20 protein-coding genes are annotated in these 19,811 nt (G+C 65.5%); 2 read left to right on the top strand and 18 right to left on the bottom strand.

Going from position 1 to position 19,811, the window contains the following annotated elements:
• Positions 1–16: 16 nt before the first annotated feature.
• Complete coding sequence (locus F6B93_RS07885) at positions 17–817, bottom strand: thymidylate synthase (protein WP_211698599.1); 801 nt, start codon at positions 815–817, stop codon at positions 17–19.
• Positions 818–1,138: 321 nt separating this feature from the next.
• Here F6B93_RS07885 and F6B93_RS07875 point away from each other — a divergent pair, with 321 nt between their 5' ends.
• Entirely contained in the window at positions 1,139–1,879 is a 741-nt protein-coding gene (locus F6B93_RS07875; RefSeq protein WP_211698598.1) for an alpha/beta fold hydrolase, read from the top strand.
• Between the two features lie 4 nt (positions 1,880–1,883).
• Here the strand turns inward: F6B93_RS07875 and F6B93_RS07870 are convergent, their stop codons facing one another.
• The 12 genes from F6B93_RS07870 to aldR form a co-directional block, all read right to left on the bottom strand.
• The gene (locus F6B93_RS07870; RefSeq protein ID WP_211698597.1) at positions 1,884–2,990 is read right to left on the bottom strand and encodes an acyl-CoA dehydrogenase family protein; all 1,107 of its coding nucleotides are present in this window, start codon (positions 2,988–2,990) and stop codon (positions 1,884–1,886) included.
• On the bottom strand, positions 2,987–4,195 hold the full coding sequence (locus tag F6B93_RS07865; RefSeq protein WP_211698596.1) for an acyl-CoA dehydrogenase family protein: 1,209 nt from the start codon (positions 4,193–4,195) through the stop codon (positions 2,987–2,989). Before F6B93_RS07865 ends, F6B93_RS07870 begins: the two co-directional genes overlap by 4 nt.
• Positions 4,192–4,974: an SDR family oxidoreductase gene (locus F6B93_RS07860; RefSeq protein WP_211698595.1), complete on the bottom strand. Its 783-nt coding sequence runs from the start codon at positions 4,972–4,974 to the stop codon at positions 4,192–4,194. Before F6B93_RS07860 ends, F6B93_RS07865 begins: the two co-directional genes overlap by 4 nt.
• A 93-nt stretch (positions 4,975–5,067) precedes the next feature.
• Complete coding sequence (locus F6B93_RS07855; protein WP_211698594.1) at positions 5,068–6,399, bottom strand: APC family permease; 1,332 nt, start codon at positions 6,397–6,399, stop codon at positions 5,068–5,070.
• Positions 6,400–6,423: 24 nt separating this feature from the next.
• Positions 6,424–7,566, bottom strand: a complete 1,143-nt coding sequence (locus F6B93_RS07850; protein ID WP_211698593.1) for a PPE family protein — start codon at positions 7,564–7,566, stop codon at positions 6,424–6,426.
• A gap of 153 nt (positions 7,567–7,719) precedes the next feature.
• On the bottom strand, positions 7,720–8,172 hold the full coding sequence (locus F6B93_RS07845) for a flavodoxin family protein (protein WP_211698592.1): 453 nt from the start codon (positions 8,170–8,172) through the stop codon (positions 7,720–7,722).
• Positions 8,173–8,266: 94 nt separating this feature from the next.
• Positions 8,267–8,755 (bottom strand): hypothetical protein, encoded by a 489-nt coding sequence (locus F6B93_RS07840; RefSeq protein WP_211698591.1) that lies wholly within the window; start codon positions 8,753–8,755, stop codon positions 8,267–8,269.
• Between the two features lie 10 nt (positions 8,756–8,765).
• Positions 8,766–9,503: a 4-hydroxy-tetrahydrodipicolinate reductase gene (dapB, locus tag F6B93_RS07835; RefSeq protein ID WP_211698590.1), complete on the bottom strand. Its 738-nt coding sequence runs from the start codon at positions 9,501–9,503 to the stop codon at positions 8,766–8,768.
• 44 nt (positions 9,504–9,547) lie between these two features.
• Positions 9,548–10,624, bottom strand: a complete 1,077-nt coding sequence (locus F6B93_RS07830; RefSeq protein WP_211698589.1) for a PDR/VanB family oxidoreductase — start codon at positions 10,622–10,624, stop codon at positions 9,548–9,550.
• Positions 10,625–10,650: 26 nt separating this feature from the next.
• Complete coding sequence (locus tag F6B93_RS07825) at positions 10,651–11,559, bottom strand: metal-dependent hydrolase (protein WP_211698588.1); 909 nt, start codon at positions 11,557–11,559, stop codon at positions 10,651–10,653.
• Between the two features lie 111 nt (positions 11,560–11,670).
• On the bottom strand, positions 11,671–12,141 hold the full coding sequence (locus F6B93_RS07820) for an SRPBCC family protein (protein WP_211698587.1): 471 nt from the start codon (positions 12,139–12,141) through the stop codon (positions 11,671–11,673).
• Positions 12,142–12,169: 28 nt separating this feature from the next.
• Positions 12,170–12,685, bottom strand: coding sequence for an HTH-type transcriptional regulator AldR (gene aldR, locus F6B93_RS07815; RefSeq protein WP_211698586.1), 516 nt, complete (start codon positions 12,683–12,685; stop codon positions 12,170–12,172).
• 89 nt (positions 12,686–12,774) lie between these two features.
• Between aldR and ald the strand changes: the two genes are divergently transcribed.
• Complete coding sequence (ald, locus tag F6B93_RS07810; RefSeq protein ID WP_211698585.1) at positions 12,775–13,890, top strand: alanine dehydrogenase; 1,116 nt, start codon at positions 12,775–12,777, stop codon at positions 13,888–13,890.
• 8 nt (positions 13,891–13,898) lie between these two features.
• Here ald and F6B93_RS07805 read toward each other — a convergent pair whose 3' ends face one another.
• From F6B93_RS07805 to rpsO, 5 genes are all read right to left on the bottom strand, one after another.
• The gene (locus tag F6B93_RS07805) at positions 13,899–14,933 is read right to left on the bottom strand and encodes a nitronate monooxygenase (RefSeq protein WP_211698584.1); all 1,035 of its coding nucleotides are present in this window, start codon (positions 14,931–14,933) and stop codon (positions 13,899–13,901) included.
• A 4-nt stretch (positions 14,934–14,937) separates the two neighbouring features.
• The gene (locus F6B93_RS07800; protein ID WP_211698583.1) at positions 14,938–16,254 is read right to left on the bottom strand and encodes a M16 family metallopeptidase; all 1,317 of its coding nucleotides are present in this window, start codon (positions 16,252–16,254) and stop codon (positions 14,938–14,940) included.
• Positions 16,232–18,517 (bottom strand): polyribonucleotide nucleotidyltransferase, encoded by a 2,286-nt coding sequence (locus tag F6B93_RS07795; protein WP_211698582.1) that lies wholly within the window; start codon positions 18,515–18,517, stop codon positions 16,232–16,234. Before F6B93_RS07795 ends, F6B93_RS07800 begins: the two co-directional genes overlap by 23 nt.
• Positions 18,518–18,902: 385 nt before the next feature.
• Entirely contained in the window at positions 18,903–19,424 is a 522-nt protein-coding gene (gene lppU / locus F6B93_RS07790; protein ID WP_211698581.1) for an LppU family putative lipoprotein, read from the bottom strand.
• 9 nt (positions 19,425–19,433) lie between these two features.
• The gene (rpsO, locus tag F6B93_RS07785; RefSeq protein ID WP_211698580.1) at positions 19,434–19,703 is read right to left on the bottom strand and encodes a 30S ribosomal protein S15; all 270 of its coding nucleotides are present in this window, start codon (positions 19,701–19,703) and stop codon (positions 19,434–19,436) included.
• Positions 19,704–19,811: the final 108 nt, after the last annotated feature.

The raw sequence follows: 19,811 nt of genomic DNA, 5'->3' as shown, positions 1-19,811 counted from the left end.
CGGCTTCATAGCGGGCTCATACAGCCACTGGGGCTTTGATCGCCGGATGGGGCTCGTAGTTCTTCACGACGATATCGCTGTAGCTGTAATCGAAGATCGAATCACGTTGTGCCAGAATGAGTTCCGGATACTGCCGGGGTTCACGGCCAAGCTGGAGCCGGACCTGTTCAACGTGGTTGTCGTAGATGTGGCAGTCGCCGCCGGTCCAGATGAACTCGCCCACCGAAAAACCGGCCTGAGCAGCCATCATGTGGGTCAGCAAGGCGTAGCTGGCAATGTTGAACGGCACCCCGAGAAACAGGTCGGCGCTGCGCTGGTAGAGCTGGCAACTCAGGCGGCCACCAGCGACGTAGAACTGGAAAAAGGCATGGCAGGGCGGGAGCGCCATCTGCGGGATTTCGCCGACGTTCCAGGCCGACACGATGATGCGCCGTGAATCCGGGTCGGTACGCAGCAAATCCAGCGCTGCAGTGATTTGGTCGATGTGCTCACCCGACGGGGTCGGCCAGGACCGCCACTGCACGCCGTAGATCGGACCGAGATCTCCTGTCTCGCTGGCCCATTCATCCCAAATGGTGACTCCATGTTCTTGCAGCCAGCCGACGTTGGAATCACCGCGCAAGAACCATAGCAACTCGTAGACCACCGATTTGAAATGCACCCTTTTCGTGGTGAGCAGCGGGAAACCCTGCGACAGGTCATACCGGATCTGCTGGCCAAACAGGCTGCGGGTTCCGGTGCCGGTGCGATCGGATTTCGCCGCACCCGCCGAGAGCACCAGACGCAGCAGATCCTCGTACGGTGTCGCGATCGGCACGCGGTCAGCTTAGCGGCGATCGCAAGCGCGGCGAAGCCGGGCGCGGCGGGTCGGCGCCATCAAACCCAGCGGCGATCGCAAGCGCGGCGAAGCCGGGCGCGGCGGGTCGGCGCCATCAAACCCAGCGGCGATCGCAAGCGCGGCGAAGCCGGGCGCGGCGGGTCGGCGCCATCAAACCCAGCGGCGATCGCAAGCGCGGCGAAGCCGGGCGCGGCGGGTCGGCGCCATCAAACCCAGCGGCGATCGCAAGCGCGGCGAAGCCGGGCGCGGCGGGTCGGCGCCATCCAACCCGTATCCGAGGGCAAGGAGTAGAACAGTGCTATGCCGGATATCACAGACAACGTCACCACTGCGGACGGCAACTGCCCCGTCCACCTGTTCACCCCCGACGGCCCCGGCCCATGGCCCGGTGTGGTCATGTACCCCGACGCCGGCGGCGCGCGCGATACCTTTCGCCAGATGGCGAGCAAGCTAGCCGGATTCGGCTACGCCGTGCTGCTGCCCGATGTCTACTACCGCCACGGCAGCTGGGCGCCGTTCGACATGCGAACCGCGTTCGCCGACCCCGGGGAGCGTAACCGCATCATGTCCATGATGGGCAGCCTGACGCCGGACATGATCGCCGGCGACGCCGACACATTCCTCGACTACCTCAGCGCTCGCCCGGAGGTAGCGGGCCAGCGATTCGGCGTGTGCGGCTACTGCATGGGTGGTCGGATCTCGGTTCGGCTGGCCGGTCGGCTCCCGGACCGGGTCGCCGCAGCAGCGTCCTTTCACGGCGGCGGCCTGGTCACCGACAGCCCCGACAGCCCGCACCTGCTGGCCGACCGGATGACCGCAACCGTGTACGTTGGCGGCGCTGAAAACGACGCGTCTTTCACGCCTGACGACGCCGAGCAGCTGGACAAGGCCCTCACAGCGGCCGGTGTGCAGCACCGCATCGAGTGGTATCAGGCTGCCCACGGGTTCGCAGTCCCCGACAACCCGCCCTACGACAGCGCTTCCGACGAACGACACTGGACCGCGCTGACCCAGGTCTTCGACGCGGCGCTGGCCTCCTGATCAATCAGGCGACCGGCAAGTCGACCAAGTCGGCCAGGCGAGTCCGGTGACGGTACGCGGTGCCGAGGGCCAGCTGATCACTCTTGGCCCGTTTCAGGTATAGGTGCGCGGGATACTCCCAGGTCATACCGATTCCCCCGTGCAGCTGCACGCACTCTTCCGCCGCGTGAACGGCTGCTGTACTGCAATATGCCTGTGCGATAGCCGTGGCAATGGTCGCGTCGTCATCGCCGCGAGCGCACGTGTCGGCGGCGTAGCGAGCCGCCGCGGTGGCCGAGCTGACCTCAAACCACAGGTCGGCCAGGCGGTGCTTGATCGCCTGGTAAGACCCGATCGCCCGACCAAACTGTTTGCGCTCCTTCGCGTAGGCCAGTGTGGTGTCGAAACACCATTGCGCCAGACCGAGTTGCTCGGAGGCAAGCAGGGCCGCCCCTGTCTGCAGCGCAGCAGATATTGCGGCCTCGGCAACGGCGACCGCGCCTACGCGCGACGACGCCGCGTCGCGGAATCGCACCTCCGCAAGTGGCCGCGTCATATCCAGCGCCAGCTGCGGCGACACGTCCACGCCCGGTGCGCCGCGGTCGACGGTATGCAGCTCAAGTCCGCCGGAACCCGCAACCGGAACTACCAGAATCTCGGCTTCGTGGGCACCAGCGACGCCGCCCACTACTCCGGTCAGCCCGTTGGCGCCGCCCCTCACCCCGGCGACAGGGTCGCCGGGCACCGTGGCAAGGCCGACCACCAGCGCCGCGGTGGCCTCACCCCGCGCCAGAACCGACACCGTTTCGGTCTCGCCGGCACGCAACAGCGCAACCGTCGCAAGCACCGCGCTCGACAGGAAGGGCACTGGGGCGACCGCCCGCCCGATTTCTTCCATGACGATCGCGGCCTCGCGCGTGGTTGCGCCGGCCCCGCCGAATGACTCGGGCACCAACAACCCGGCCACTCCCAGCTCGGCGGCTAACGTGCGCCAGACACCGGAAAAGTCCGGCGGCGGACTGTCATAGGCTTTCGCCACCGATTCCAGCGGCGCACGCTCGGCAAAAAGCTGTCGAACGCTGCGCCGCAACGCCTGCTCGGTATCGGAGTACAGCAGGTCCCCGGTACTCATCTGGGCAGGTCCTTCCAGGCGGCCGTCTTATCGACACGGTGTTCGCCGGGCAGGCCCAGGACTCGTTCAGAGATCGTGTTGCGCAAGATCTCCGACGTGCCCCCCTCGATGGAGTTGCCGCGCGCCCGCAAGTAGCGATAGCCGAGCCCGCGGCCGGTCAGGTCGACCGTGTCGGGTCGACGCAAGGTCCAGTCGTCGTAGTGCAGACCGGATTCCGGGTGCAACTCGAGGTCGAAACCCGAAATCTGTTGCGCGAGCCGCGCGTATGCCACTTTCATGCCGGCCCCCTCGGGGCCAGGCTGACCGGATGCGGCCTGCTGGCGCAGCCGCTCGCCGGTGAGGCGGAGGACTTCTGATTCGACCCACAGCCGCATCATCTCGTCGTGCATCGCCGGGTTACGCAGTGCCGGTTCGCCGCGCCACGCTTCGGTGACCTTGCCGATCATTCCGCTCTCCCGCGGCATGCCAGTCCGGCCGCCGATGGCGACGCGCTCGTTGTTCAGCGTGGTGGTCGCTACTCGCCAACCTCCTCCTTCGGGACCCAGTCGATTCGCGTCGGGCACCCGGACGTCGGTGAGGAACACCTCGTTGAACTCCGCTTCGCCGGTGAGCTGTCGTAGCGGCCGGATTTCGACGCCCGGCTGCGTCATGTCGCACAAAAAGTAAGTCAGACCAGCGTGTTTCGGCACATCCGGGTTGGTGCGCGCGACCAGAATCGCCATCTGCGCGTGTTGCGCCAATGAGGTCCATACTTTCTGACCATTGACAATCCAGTCGGCGCCATCACGGACTGCGCGGGTGGCCGCCGCGGCGAGGTCCGATCCGGCACCAGGCTCGCTGAACAGCTGGCAGTAAAAGTGTTCGCCGGTAAACAACGGGCGCAGGAACTTTCGCTGCTGATCGACAGTTCCAAACGTCGCGATCGTCGGCGCCGCCATGCCGAGGCCAATGAAGTTTCTCCCGCCACCGGCTGGGGGCGCACCCGCGGCGGCCAACGCGGCGTCAACGGGGGCCTGAGCGTCGTTCGGCAGGTCGAGACCACCGCTTCCCACGGGAAAGTGCACCCAAGCGAGCCCCGCATCAAACCGGGCGCCCAGGAAGTCCTTTGGGGCGCTGGTGGCGGGGTCGTGCTCGTCGAGGAGTTTGGCAACCCTCGCGTTCAGGTCGGCTCGGGTGACGTCCGATATGTCCTTGTCGGCGCTCATTGGCCACCACCAGATTGAGCGCGGAATCCGAGCGCATTGCCCAACAGCAGACCGCCGTCGATCACCAGCGTCTCGCCGGTGATCCAGCTCGCCGCGTCCGAAACGAGAAAAGCGACAGCACCGGCCACGTCGACCGGCTCACCGATTCGCCCAAGGGCGATGGTGGCAGCCAGCGGATCCTCGTGGTCTTTCCACAGCGCCTCGGCAAGCCTGGTGCGCACCACACCGGGGCAGATGGCGTTGACCCGGACACGTGGTGAAAGTTCCAGCGCCAGTTGCTTGGTGATATGGATCAGCGCCGCCTTGGTGGCGTTGTACATGCCCATGGCCGGCGACTGGTGCATGCCGCCGACGGAGGAGGTGTTGACCACGGCACCGCCGTGCTCACCCATGTAAGCCTTGGCGACGAGCGAGGTCCACATCAGCGGTGCCCACAAGTTGACGTCGAAGATTTTGGCGAAGCGTGCGTGGTCCTGGTCAATCAGCGGTCCGTACGCCGGATTGGTTCCAGCATTGTTGATCAGGATGTCGACGCCGCCGAAGCGCTCGAGAGTCAGGTCCACACAGCGCCGGGCGGCATCCTCGTCGACCGCGTGGGCACCGACACCCAGGGCGCGGTCGCCGATCCGGGCCGCGGCGGCGTCGGCCGCTTCTTGCTTGCGGGCAGTCAGCACCACGTTGGCGCCCGCCGCGGCGAGCTGCTCGGCGGTGGCAAGCCCGATTCCGCGCGAGGCACCCGTGATAATCGCGGTGCGGCCGGTCAAATCCAGTGAGGTCATGCGGTCGCCCGATCTCTCGTGCCATGGTGTGCACACGCGTGCAGGTGGTATGCACCACGAATGTTAGCGAATCAAACGTCGACCCGGTGGTCGCTACGTCCGCTCGGCTATGCCCGCGAGATCCGGCGGCTCCCGGGTGAGGCCGCGGGTGAGCCAGAGCAGGTAGCCGAACCCGATGCCGGCCCACGACACTCCGATGATCAGGGCATCTGACTCGAGGCGGGTGAGCAGGTAGAGATCGACTGCGGCGCCCATGGCCGGCAACACCACGTAGCGCCACCGAGGCAGCCCGGCGTCGCGGTGGCGCAGAAAGTACGCCACGACCGACACATTGACCAGCGTGAAGGCCGTGAACGCGCCGAAGTTGATGAACGACGTCGAGGTCGCGACACTGAGCAGGACCGCGGTCAAACCGACCGCGCCCGTCAGCACGATGTTGAACACCGGAGTGTGGAACCTCTCCGACACCTTGCCGAACACGCGCCGAGGCAGGACGCCATCGCGACCCATGGCATAAAGCAGCCGCGAGACTGCTGCTTGTGCGGCGAGACCGGACGTGAACTGGCCAATGATGAGCGCGGCGAGGAATATAGCGCCGAACAGGTTGCCGCCGATGCTTCTGGCAATGCCCTCGGAGAGGGAATCGGCGTTGGGAAAGGAACTGCCCGGAGCGACCAAGCTGACAACATAGGCGACCGTGATGAAGATGGCGCCGCCGATCAGCGCAATCAGCATGATGGCCTGCGGGATGGTGCGTTTGGCATCGCGGGTTTCCTCGGTCAGTGTGCTGACCGCGTCAAAGCCCAGAAACGAGTACGCGGCCACCGCGGCGCCGGCGGCAATGGCCGGCAGCCCGGCGTCGCCGGTGAAGGGCCTCAGCGACACCAGTGGCTGCGATGTGCCGACGAGGTGAGCGATCGTCAATGCCACGAAAATCACCAAGATCAGCAGTTGAAACGTCATCAACACGAAGTTCGCGCGGTCGGCCACTTTCAGTCCGACGAGGTTCAGCGTCGTGGTGATGGCGGCGAAACCTACGATCCACATCCAGAACGGCACAGCGGGGAACTGGTCCTGCAAATAAGAGCCGCCGATCAGCCAGATCACCAATGGCAGAAACAAGTAGTCCAGCAGGACCGCCCAACCGACCATGAACCCCACCCGGGCGTCGAGCGCTTTACGCACGTAGGTGTAGGCAGATCCGGCGACCGGAAAGTGCTTCGCCATGACGCCGTAGCTCTGGGCGGTGAACAGCAACGCGATGGTGGCGAGCAGGTACGATCCGGCGCTGCCGCCGTGCGAGCGTTCGGCGATAACCCCGAAGATGCCCAGCACGATGATCGGGGTCATGTATGCCAGGCCGAACAACACCGCCGATCGCAGGCCCAGCGTCTCCTGCAGGCCGGAGCGGGTCTTCGTGGCCACCGAGGACGTTTCCCCTCTGCTCGGTCAGACCAGGAATTGCCTGGGCATGACGGTCGGCTTGACTCCGTACCGCGGACCTGAGCCGCTACCGGCACCATTGACGCCCGCTCCTGCTGTCGGCGCACCCAGCATCGCGATCGTTTCGCCCTCCTCGGCGGGAACCGCCCAGCTGGTGCCGTCCACAGCCGCAGCGGCAGTCATGGCCGGCGCCGCGGTCGACCAGCCTGCCGGCACCGTCAGGCGACCGACCGCCGGTGCAGTGCCCAGGGCGGCGGAAAACCGTGACCCGCCGATGACGGCTGATGGCAATGTGTGTCCCAACGCGGCGGCCCCGCTAGCGTGACCCACGGTGTCGGTACCGCCCATCATGAACACGGCCGTGGACGTGGATGCCGTGGCATAGTCCGCGATGCCGCCCAAGCCGTGAAATGCGTTGAACACGAACAGACTTCCGAGCATTTTGTCGATATCCTGGATGATCGTGTCCAGCCCGGGCACCTGGGCCGCCGCCGCGACCGGGGACGCGAGGCCTAGCGCGGCATCGGGGAGGTTGCTAATCAGGTTTCCCAGCGCCACCTGCTGTGCGGAACCGGAGGCTGCGGCCTGGCCAACAGCGGCGGCTTGGTTGGCGAGCCCGGCCGGATTGGTGACCTGAGACGGCCGCGCCAGCGGGTTGAGTCTGCCCGCTACCGCGGAGGAGGCGGCGTAGCCGTACATGGCCGCCGCGTCTTGGGCCCACATTTCGCCGTAGCGCGCCTCGGTAGCCGCGATGGCCGACACGTTTTGCCCCAAGATGTTGGTCGCTGTCAGTTCGGCCAATAACTCTCGGTTGGCAGCAACATCGGCGGGGGGCACCGTCGTCGCATACGCCGTCTCAAAGGCGGCTGCGGACGCCAAGGCCTGCGCCGCCGCGAGCGCCGAGGACTCGGCGGTGTGGCTCAGCCAAACCAGGAGCGGCTGCGCAGCCGCGACCATCGACAGCGACGCGGGACCCATCCATCCCTCGGTGCTCAGCCGCACAATGACGGACTCGAAGGAAGAAGCAACGGTGCTCAATTCGACAGCGATGTCGTTCCACGCGGCTGCGGCGGTCAGCATCGGCGCGGCCCCCGCGCCGGCATACATGCGCGCAGAGTTGATCTCCGGTGGAAGAGCTCCAAAATCCACTCGGGAAAGTCCGTTTCTAGTCGCGGGCATGGGCGGGCGATTCTCCACCGGAAGCTTCCATTATTCCATCGGGGTCGCCGCTGGCTTGGCATTTGGCTCGCCAGCACAGCCAATGATTGTCAGTCCAGCAGCTATGGCGTCACGTAGCGCAACTCAGCCCATCAACCCAGCGGCGACCGTCGCACCGAGGTTCCAGCACGCTTCGACGTCGCCTTTGGTCGGCTTGCCCATCACCACCACCGTCTCAGCGGCCCGCACCCAACCCAGCCCGGTCGTGATGCCGGAAAGACTCCGCTCGGCGCCTTCGGTGCCCTCGTTGCCGTGCAGATAGACCCCGAAAGGTCGCCCCCGCGTCGCATCCAGCAGCTGGTAGTAGGCGCAGTCAAAAGCGTGCTTGAGAGCACCTGAGATGTAGCCGAGGTTCGCCGGGGTGCCCAGCAGGTAGCCGTCTGCCTCCAACATTTCGACCGGCGAGACGGTGAGGGCCGGTCGTCGCACCACCTCGACGCCCTCGATCTCCGGGTCGGTGGCGCCGGCCAGGACCGCCTCGAACATCTCCTGCATGTGCGGCGATGGCGTGTGGTGGACGATCAACAGTCGCGACACCGGCAAGCCTCCATTTCATGGTTTGGCACCGTGCAAGCGAGCGCCCCCACGGCCGCCAGCGGATCGCGACCGGACACGTAGCTCCGCCTCATGCTCACGACCGACCCTGCAACTCAACCGCTGCCTTCATGGCCCCTCGCGCGCGGCGCCGATCGCCCGCGTAGTCGTAGGCGCGTGCGAGCCGATACCACCGGCGCCAATTGTCGGGGTCGTCTTCCAGCTCGGCGCGGACTGTCGTGAACAGCGCGTCGGCTGCGGCGCGCTCGATACGGCCCGAGGGCCGTCGGGGCAACCCGCTGGCGTCGAGCTCCATCCCGTCGTCGGCGATCAGGCGGGCCAGTTTCTGATGCGCCAGTCCGGCCCGCAGCGTGGCGATCATGGCCCACAGCCCGATGCCGGGCATGATCAGCAGCGCAAGACCCAAGCCGACGGCCGCGGCTTGCCCGGAGCCGATCATGGCGACGGCGATGCGCCCGAGCATGACGAAGTAGGCCAGCATCGCAGCGCACATGAAGGCGATGAGAAGCTGGATGCGCAGGGTGCGCCGCGCGTCCTCGTTGATGCCGCGCGAGTCATTGTTCATGCCGCGTGAGTCATTGCAGATTGAGCAGTGGCTCAAGACCCACCGTGAGGCCGGGGTGCTCCCGGACGTGGCGTACCGCCAACAGCACGCCCGGCGCAAATGATGTGCGGTCGATGCTGTCGTGGCGGATGGATAGCGTCTCCCCCTCGGTCCCGAACAGGACCTCTTGGTGGGCGACTAGACCAGCCAGCCGCACCGCGTGCACTGGGATGCCGTCGACGTCGGCGCCGCGAGCTCCCGGCAGGCTGGTGCTGGTGGCGTCCGGGTTGGCGGGAAGGCCTTGTCGGGCTTCTGCGATCAGCTTGGCGGTGCGCGTCGCGGTGCCCGAGGGGGCGTCTGCCTTGTGGGGGTGATGCAGTTCGATGACCTCCGCCGAGTCGAAGAACCGGGCCGCCTGTTTGGCGAAGTGCATGGACAGCACCGCCCCGATCGCGAAATTCGGCGCGATCAGCACCGCTGTGTCGGGTTTGGCGACCAGCCACGATTCCACCTGTTGCAGCCGCTCGGCGGTAAAGCCCGTGGTGCCGACCACGGCGTGAATTCCGTTTTCGACGAGGAACTCCAGATTGCTCATCACTACGTCCGGATGAGTGAAGTCGATGACGACCTCGGTGTCGCCATCGGTGAGCAGGCTCAGCGGATCGCCAGCGTCGACCTCTGCCGACAGGGTCAGGTCTGGCGCCGCCGCGACCGCCCCCACCATCGTTGCCCCGACCTTGCCTTTGGCTCCCAGCACGCCCACCCGCATGGCCCTCACCCTAGACCGGCAGCCATCCCAGGCGGCCAGCTGACTCAGGCGTCGACGACTATTCGGTCGCTTTTTGCCCGCGACACGCAGACCAGCATCTCGTCGTCGCCCTCTGCGGTGCGACCGCGACGGTCGACCTGCCCAGCGAGCACCTTGACCTTGCAGGTGCCGCAGAAGCCCTGCTGGCAGGAGTACGCGGTCGTCGGATCCCGGTCGCTCATCACCTCGAGCGCTGACCGGTTCGCAGGCACGCGCAGCACGGTGCCTGATCGCGCAAGCTCTAATTCGAATGGAATACCGTCGACGATCGGGGGCGGGCTGAACCGCTCGTAGTGCAATGGCGCATCGGCATGTTCCACGCGGGCCGCGCGCACCGCTTCCAGCATGGGGGGTGGTCCGCACACGTAGACGGCCGTCGTCGGGCCGGCGCCGGCCAGCAGGTCGTCGACGGTGGCGAAGCCCCTGTGCTCGTCGTCGGCCCATATCGTGACCCGTGCTGGCGCCACCGACACCAGCTCATCCAGAAACGGCATGTACTCTCGGCTGCGTCCGGCATATATTGCGCGCCAGTCGATTCCGCGCTGTTCGGCCACCTGGATCATCGGCAAGATCGGCGTTACTCCGATGCCGCCAATCACGAAAAGCACGTCGCGCTCTGCCGTACCGAGGCAGAAGGCATTGCGGGGACCCTCGAACACGAGGGTGCCGCCCACGTCGAAAGCCTCGTGCATCTCGATGGAACCGCCGCCACCGTCGGCGATTCTGCGGACGGCGATGCGGTAGTCCGTGCGCCGCCCGGGCAGCCCACAGAGCGAGTACTGCCGGCGCCGGCCCGACGGCAGCACCACATCGATATGCCCACCCGGCGTCCACGACGGAAGCAGTCCGCCATCGGGGTCGGCCAGCGTCAACGCCACCACATCCGGGGCGACCAGTTCGCGCTGGGTAATCACCGCGGCAATCTTGCGCTGCACCGGCCGTACCCGCGATGGTTTCCACCGTGACATCGCGGCAAATCCTTCGAGCAACACTCGCACACCCCACAACACCGTGGAGAATCGGTCACGCCTCCGACGGCCGTAGAGGTCGGCCGGCCGAGTGGACCAGATGCTCTGCGACACGACGAAAATCCCGTCAGACGAGTTCGTCAGTGAGACGCCCGGGCAGCAGGTGAGATCGCCAGGTAGTCGACGGCGCGCTCGACCCCGCCCAGCTGTGAGGGGTGGAAACGCGGCCGATAGTAGGCACCAACCGACCGCGTGAAGCTAAGCAGCCCGGGCACCAAACCCCGGCGTGCCGCGTCGCGATAGTCGCGCCACCGGGGCTTGGTCCCCGGCGCCAGATGGGGATCGATCGAGTACAAGTATCGCACCCCACGTATCCATAGCAGGAACATCACCGGTGTGACGACCAGCTGGGTGCGTACCCGGCGCCAGTAGCCGGCCCGCAGATGCTTCATAGCGTCGAAGGCGACGGCCTTGTGCTCGACCTCTTCCGCGCCATGCCATCGGAGCAGATCCAGCATCACCGGATCGGTGCCGATGGCATCGTGTTCGGGGGTGTTCAGAATCCATTCGCCCATGATGGCCGTGTAGTGCTCAATCGCCGCTGCGGTCGAAATCTGCTCCAGCAACCAGCTCTGTCGTCGTCGCAGACTGGACCGCGGGCGCTCGCCCATCATTTTGTCGAACAGCCACCTCACCTGGTCGGTGAACGGTGCTAAGTCGAGGCCCTGGGCTGCGAAGTGATCGACTACTCCGGAGTGCGATTGGGAATGCATCGCTTCCTGGCCGATGAATCCCTGCACGTCCAGCCGCAGTTGGTCGTCCTTGATCAGCGGCAGCGCCTTCTTGAAGACGTGCACGAAAAACTCTTCGCCCGGCGGCAACAGCAGGTGCAGGACGTTGAGTACGTGGGTGGCCATCGGCTCGTTGGGCACATAGTGGAATGGCAGCTGTGACCAGTCGAACTCAACGTGGCGCGCCTCGAGCACAAGCCGCTCGTGGTCTGCGGCGCCCGATTGCGGATCAACGGCCCGGTCATCAACGGTAAACATGCGGCCCCTTCAAAAACTTCATCTCGGCATGAATGATGCATGGACACAAAGCCCCGAAATGTCGTCCTAGTGGACATTACACCCTTTTAAGTATAGTTGCGGGTGAGCCGGCTATCCGGCCTCGGCGCGTTGCTTGAGCCGCTGCAGGGTAATCGCGATGTGCTCGGTGTTGGCCGCCGTCCGATCCTTGGTTCCGGTGGCCAGCGGCGCAAGCTTGCGGAACCAACCCGGGCGCCGGTCCCAGGTGCTTTCGGTGACCCGGCAGCCGCCGTCGACCGCGACGATGTCATATCGCCAGCGCGCAATCGGGAGGACGGTGTATCGCACATCGAAAGCGAAGACCCGGCCGGGTTCGGCGTCGGTGACTGTGCACGTGGTGCTCCAGCGGTGGCCGGCATGTTCGTTGTGACCAACGAACACCGCACCTTGGCAAACCGAACCGCCTCGCCGCAATTCCATTGCGACGGCTTCTTCGGCCATCGCGGCCAACGTTGGCAGGTCGGTGATGAGCCCGTACACCCTAGAAGGGCTGGCATCGATCTCCACGGTGGCCGTCACAGAAGCCCCGTTCGGGTCGGTCATCCCAAGATTTTAGCCAGCCACGGGCTGCCTAAACGGGGGCCGCCCCGCGCAAATGCTCGAATATCAGCGACGTCTGGGTGCCTGCGACGTTCGCGTCGGCATTGAGATTATCGACCACGAACGAACGCAGGTCGTCGGTGTCGCGCGCGGCGACATGCAGGATGAAATCGTCGGCGCCGGCCAGAAAGTACACATCCATGACCTGTCGCTTGCGGCGAATCTGCTGGATGAAACTACGGATATTCCCGCGGGCGTTGGACTGCAGGTTGACCGAAACCATGGCTTGCAAAGGCATACCCACGGCAACCGGATCTATGTCGGCATAAAACCCCCGAATGACCCCAAGGTCCAGCAACCGCCGAAGGCGACCGTGGCACGTCGACGGCGCGATCCCGACAGCCTCCGCCAGCGCGTTGTTGGCTATCCGCGCATCGCTGTGGAGCAAGGCCAGGATTCTGCGGTCCACCTCGGCAAGTTCCGCCGACCGAACATCCTTCGATGAGCGGTCCAGAGGATCGGTAATTTCCGATTTATGTTCAGTCATATGACCTCATCTATGAATCTTAATCAGAGTTATTGCAGCATAGCTGAATGTTCTTCACACTGGATCGTAGACACCGAGAGGGGAAGACCATGCGCGTCGGCATTCCGACCGAGACCAAAAACAACGAGTTCCGGGTCGCCATCACGCCGGCCGGCGTCGCCGCATTGAAGCAACGGGGCCATGAGGTACTCGTCCAGACCGGCGCCGGAGAGGGATCGGCGATCAGCGATGCCGATTTCAAGTCAGCCGGCGCCGAACTGATCAGCACCGCCAAGCAGGTCTGGGCCGACGCGGATCTCCTACTCAAGGTCAAGGAACCGATGCCAGCCGAGTACGGATACCTGCGAAGCGGCCAGACGCTGTTCACATATCTCCATCTGGCCGCCTCTCGCGCCTGCACCGATGCGCTATTGACATCCGGCGCAACGTCAATCGCCCTGGAGACCGTCCAGGAGGCCGATGGCACATTGCCGTTGCTGGCTCCGATGAGCGAGGTCGCGGGACGCCTCTCCGCTCAGGTCGGGGCCTATCACCTCATGCGGACCCGCGGCGGCCGGGGCGTGCTGATGGGCGGAGTGCCCGGTGTCGAGCCGGCCCATGTCGTGGTGATCGGCGCCGGCACGGCGGGTTACAACGCCGCACGGGTCGCCAACGGGATGGGCGCGACGGTGACGGTTCTCGATGTCAACGTCAACAAACTTCGGCAGCTCGACGCGGAGTTCGGCGGGCGGATGCGCACCCTCTACTCCTCGGCCTACGATCTCGAAAGCGCCGTCAAGAGCGCCGACCTGGTGATTGGAGCCGTCCTGCTGCCCGGCGCCAAAGCACCCAAGTTGATCTCGAATTCTGTTGTTGCACATATGAAATCCGGGGCGGTGCTGGTGGACATCGCGATCGATCAGGGCGGTTGCTTCGAGGACTCGCGACCCACCACCTACGATCAGCCGACGTTCGCCGTGCATGACACGCTTTTCTACTGTGTGGCGAACATGCCCGCATCGGTGCCGAAGACGTCGACCTCTGCACTAACCAATGCGACGATGCCGTACGTGCTCGACCTTGCCGACCACGGCTGGTTAGCTGCGTGCCGGTCGGATCCGGCGTTGGCCAAGGGTCTTTCGACGCATGAGGGCGCGCTGCTATCCCACCAGGTGGCCACCGATCTGGGTGTGCCGTTCACCGAGCCGGCGAGCGTGCTGGCCTGACCCTGACGCTAGGCCGACCGCACGTCGGGACTCAGTGCCGCGACAATCTCGGCTGCCGGACCCCGACGGGCCTCCCGGTAAGCCGTGCCCGCCCACAGGTTGGTTCCGTTGGGGTCACCGGCCTCGACCGCCGCTGCTCGTATCGGCTTCGTCATCTGGTTCACCTCGGGATAGCCCAGCGGCGCCACGTGATCGAGCAAGCGCGTGAAGTTGTTCGCCAGACCCCGTGCGTAGCGGCCCGAGAACGCTCGAGTGATCACGGAGTCGCGGAAATCCGGATTCGTCAGCGCCGCGCGGTGGGGGGGATTGGTCCCGGCCTCGTCGCTCAGCAAGAGCGCGGTACCAACCTGCGCGGCCACCGCTCCGCTGCGCAACACCCCCGCGACGTCGTCAGCGGTGCCCAGGCCACCCGCGGCGATCAGCGGAACATCGTGAGCGCTGCCGATTCGGTGGAGAAGTTGGTGCAGGGGCTCTTCACCGGGCTCCATGTCGGGCGCAAAAGTGCCGCGATGTCCTCCGGCTTCTGGCCCCTGAACCACGAGGTTGTCCGCGCCGGCAGCAATAGCCACGCCAGCTTCGTAGGCCGACGTCACAGTGACCGACACCAAGAGCCCCAGCGCACTCAACCGATGAATAACGTCGGGCGGCGGCGCGCCGAAGGTAAACGACACCAGTTCCGGACGCACGTCGGCGACAACTTCGAGCTTGAGCTCCCAGTCATCGTCGTCCTCGTACAGCGGTTGCCCTATCGCGACGTGGTAGTAGTCGGCGATGTCTTCGAGTTCTTCCGCGTAGTACTCCAACTGCACCCAGTCCGCGACGCTGGGTTGAGGCACAAACAGATTGGCGCCAATCGGGCCCGTCGTGGCAGCTCGGGCAGCGGCGATATCGTCAGCGAACTGGTCGGCAGTCACATAGCCACCAGCCACGAATCCCAACCCGCCCGCGTTGGACACCGCCGCGGCCAGGGCCGGGGTGCTGGGACCGCCGGCCATCGGCGCGCCCACAATGGGCACCGCAATGTCCCAGAAGCCCAATACCATCGGGCTAATTTACCATCGCTCGAAGTCGTTGCGGCAGCGACCGTTTCGAGCTGTAAGGCCCTAAAACCGCAGCTCCGTAGCGCGTGTTGAGCACGCGACGGGCCACAGCGTTAACCTCGTCGACGGTCACGCGCTCAATCTGTCGCAACGTGTGCTCGATGCTGCGGTGCTTGCCGTAGTTCAACTCACTGCGGCCGATCCGGCTCATCCGGGAGCCGGAATCCTCCAGCCCCAGCACCAGACCACCCCGCAACGAGCCCTTGGCGATGCGGCACTCTGCCTCACTGATGCCGTCGCTGGCCACCGATGTCAACACGTCGGTGGTCACCCGCATCACGTCAGGGAAACGTTCCGGCAGGCATGCGGCATACACCGACAGCGCCCCGCTGTCGGCGAAGATATCCAGCGCGGAGTACACCGAGTACGCTAGCCCCCGCGCTTCGCGGACCTCTTGGAACAGCCGCGAACTGATCCCACCGCCCAATGCCGTGTGCAGCACCGACAGCGCCCAGCGCTGCTCCCAGCTGCGACCAGGCGTGCGTACGCCCAGCGACACGTGCGTTTGCTCAGCATCCCGATTAGCCAGTGTCAAACCCGGACAGCCATTGACCCGACCGGCTCCCTTGCGAGGAGCAACCGGGCGTCGCCCGCGGACCAATCGCGACCCGAAGTGCTCGCGCACCAATGCGACCACGTCGGCATGATCGACATTCCCGGCCACCGCTACGACCATTCGCTGCGGCGTGTAGCGCCGCATGTGGAAAGAATGCAGTTGAGCCCGAGTCATCGTCGATACGGATTGCGCGCTGCCGATCACCGGGCGGCCCACCGGATGGTCGCCGAACAGCGACCCCAAGAACATGTCCGCCAATGCGTCCTCGGGGTCGTCGTCGCGCATCGCGATCTCCTCCAGGACGACATCGCGTTCCAGCTCCACGTCGTGAGCAGCGCAGCGGCCGTTGAGGACCACATCGGAGACCAGATCGATCGCCAGCGCCAAGTCGCTGTCGAGCACGTGTGCGTAGTAGCACGTGTGCTCCTTGGCTGTGAACGCGTTGAGCTCCCCGCCAACCGCGTCCATCGCTTGCGCGATATCGACCGCCGTGCGCGTCGGCGTCGACTTGAACAGCAGATGCTCGAGAAAATGGGCCGCCCCGGCAACTGTGGCACCCTCGTCGCGCGATCCCACCCCAACCCAGACCCCGATGGACGCCGAGCGCACCGCTGGCAGATATTCGGTGACGACGCGCAGACCGCCCGGCAAAGTAGTGCGGCGCAGTGGCCGGGCGGCCGCAGGGTCAGCTGCTGGCCGTCGCGGCATCGGCGGGAGCTGCGGACGCTTCTTCGTCAGCCACCAGAACCAGAGAGATCTTGCCGCGCTTGTCGATATCGGCAATCTCTACCCGTAGCTTGTCACCGACGTTCACCACGTCTTCAACCTTCGCGATGCGCTTGCCCTTGCCGAGCTTGGAGATGTGCACCAGACCGTCACGGCCCGGCAGCAGCGACACGAACGCACCGAAATCGGTTGTCTTGACCACTGTTCCGAGGAAACGTTCGCCCACGGTCGGTAACTGCGGGTTGGCAATCGCGTTGATCTTGTCGATCGCGGCCTGCGCGGACGGCCCGTCGGTGGCGCCGACGAACACCGTGCCGTCGTCTTCGATGGAGATCTGCGCGCCCGTTTCCTCGGTGATGCCGTTGATGACCTTTCCCTTGGGTCCTATCACCTCGCCGATCTTGTCCACCGGGACCTTGATGGTGGTCACTCGCGGCGCGTACGGGCTCATCTCGTCGGGCCTGTCGATGGCCTCGGCCATGACCTCGAGAATCGTGAGGCGAGCATCCCTGGCCTGCTCAAGGGCACCTGCTAGGACCTTTGACGGGATCCCGTCGAGTTTGGTGTCCAATTGCAGCGCGGTGACAAAGTCCTTGGTTCCGGCGACCTTGAAGTCCATGTCGCCGAACGCGTCCTCGGCGCCCAGGATGTCGGTCAGCGTCACGAAGCGGCGCTCCACGACACCGTCGGCCGGCTCCGCCGCCCCTTCTACCTGAACGTCGTCGGACACCAGGCCCATCGCAATGCCGGCCACCGGCGCCTTCAGCGGCACCCCGGCATTGAGCAGCGCCAGCGTGGACGCACACACCGAGCCCATCGACGTGGAGCCGTTGGAGCCCAGGGCTTCCGACACCTGGCGGATGGCGTACGGGAACTCCTCGGTGCTCGGCAACACCGGCACCAGAGCCCGCTCAGCCAACGCACCGTGTCCGATCTCGCGCCGCTTGGGCGAGCCGACGCGACCGGTCTCGCCGGTGGAGAACGGCGGGAAATTGTAGTGATGCATGTAGCGTTTCGATGTCTCGGGCCCGAGCGAGTCGATCTGCTGGGCCATCTTGACCATGTCAAGCGTGGTCACCCCAAGGATCTGGGTTTCGCCGCGTTCGAAGAGCGCACTGCCGTGCGCCCGTGGCACCACGGCCACCTCGGCCGACAACGCCCGGATGTCGGTGATACCGCGCCCATCGATGCGAAAATGGTCAGTGAGGATGCGCTGGCGAACAAGCTTCTTGGTCAACGCGCGAAACGCGGCGCCGACCTCTTTCTCCCGGCCCTCGTAGGTGTCGGCGAGCCGCTCGAGGACCTGGGCCTTGATCTCGTCGGTGCGCTGGTCGCGCTCGGCCTTGTCGCCGATGGTCAAAGCGGCAGCCAACTCGTCGGTGGCCACCGAGGACACCGAGTAGTACACGTCGTCGCCGTAGTCGGGAAACACCGGGTATTCAGCGGCCGGCCTGGTTGACGCTCCACACGCGTCGGCGAGCTCCTGCTGCGCGGTACACAGCGCGGCGATGGCTGGCTTGGCCGCCTCCAGACCCGCAGCCACGACACTCTCCGTTGGCGCCGGGGCGCCGCCCTCGACGAGCTCGATCACGTTCTCGGTGGCCTCGGCTTCGACCATCATGATGGCGACATCCGACTGGCCCCCGTCGGCGGTGTCGACCAGGCGGCCCGCGACCACCATGTCGAACACGGCGCGTTCGAGTTGCTCAACGTTCGGGAACGCAACCCAGGTGCCGTCAATGAGCGCTACCCGCACACCCCCGATGGGACCGGAGAACGGCAAGCCACCCAACTGGGTGGAGGCCGACGCGGCGTTGATCGCCAGCACGTCATAGAGATCGTTGGGGTCGAGGCTCAGAATCGTCACCACGATCTGGATCTCATTGCGCAGGCCATCAACGAACGACGGGCGCAGCGGGCGATCGATGAGCCGGCAGGTCAGGATCGCGTCGGTGGAGGGCCGGCCCTCACGACGGAAGAACGAACCAGGAATGCGGCCCGCGGCGTACATGCGCTCCTCGACGTCCACCGTCAGCGGGAAGAAGTCGAAATGTTCCTTGGGGCTCTTGCTGGCGGTGGTCGCCGACAGCAGCATATTTTCGTCGTCCAGGTAGGCGACGACCGCGCCGGCGGCCTGTAAGGCCAGCCGCCCGGTCTCGAAACGAATGGTGCGGGTGCCGAAGCTCCCGTTGTCAATGGTGGCGGTTGATTCGAACACGCCTTCTTCAATTTCAGCTACAGACATGACGTCCGTGCGGCCTCTCTCGGTTGTTCAGCTGTTTCGCGTTGTCACACGCACCCCGGTGGGTTAGCAGAGCGGCTCCCGCCCGGACGGGCTGCGAGCCACCCGTGCGAGCGTGGAGAGCCTGAATGCGTTACGGCCGTCGATCGAAGCGGCCGACCTGCCCCGAGTCCGGGGAGCCCGGCAGCCACTACCGAAGACCGCCCGAAACAGACTCGGCTGCTCCCGTGGGCATACATAGTGACACGCTGGAACGACTCACGCGGATGTGCGCGAACCGCACCACCTGCTGGACCACACTGGTCCAGAACGAACTCACTCTACACGGGCCCTATGGCGCTTCGGACCAGCCTCGATAGGCTCGGGCCTCGGGGTTTCGGGGCCGGTGTCAGCTGGTGACGTCCTCGACGCACACCACGAACCGCTGCTGCGGGTAGGTATAGCCCATGCCACTCGCGCACTGGTCGACGCTGACGGGAGCGTGGAGGTCTCTGAGGATCTGGGTGGCTCGCTGCCGGTGCGGTACCGAAGCGTCGTCGCAGTCCACCCGCACCGGGTCGGCGTCGTGACTCGGGTCGACACTCATGCAACCCCCGATCACCCAGTCCACGTCCAGGCAGACGGTGTTGTTTGCGCCATTGAACGAATTGCGCATCGAATACGACGAATCGACGTCGGCGGGGCATTGCGCACGGTCGGTAACCGCCGAAACAACCTTGAAGCTAGACCCGCTGCTACCGCATTCCGCCTTGGTGGCCAGGGGGCGATCTGGTGTGCCGCCGAGCCGCAGACAGTCCCCCACATCGAGATCGGCGACGTTGGTCCCGTCATCCCAGCCCGAGCAACCGACGAGTCCCGCCGACGCCACGACGGCTAGGGCGGTGACGCGGATTGCGATCAGGGCGCGCACGCGCCTGCGTCAGCGACGCAGACCCAGGCGCTCGATGAGCGAGCGATAGCGCTCCACATCGATCTGGGAAATGTACTTGATCAGCCGACGCCGCCGTCCCACCAGCAACAGCAGCCCTCGCCGCGAGTGGTGATCGTGCTTGTGCACCTTGAGATGCTCGGTCAGGTCGGCGATCCGCTTGGTCAGCAGCGCAATCTGCGCTTCCGGGGAGCCGGTGTCGGTGTCATGCAGGCCGTAGGAGTTCAGGATCTCCTTTTTCTGCTCGGCTGTCAGCGCCACGAATTATCTCCATCAATGGGTCCGCGATCATGAGTACGAGGGCGCGGCCACCGCGAACCGCAGCACGCGCCGATGTCCGGGGCAGTCTAGCAGCGCGCGCGCCGGTGA

The organism is Mycobacterium spongiae (assembly GCF_018278905.1).
GTDB lineage: Bacteria > Actinomycetota > Actinomycetes > Mycobacteriales > Mycobacteriaceae > Mycobacterium > Mycobacterium spongiae.
Note: the sequence above shows the minus strand (reverse complement) of the source record. Positions and strands in the feature narration are given on the sequence as shown.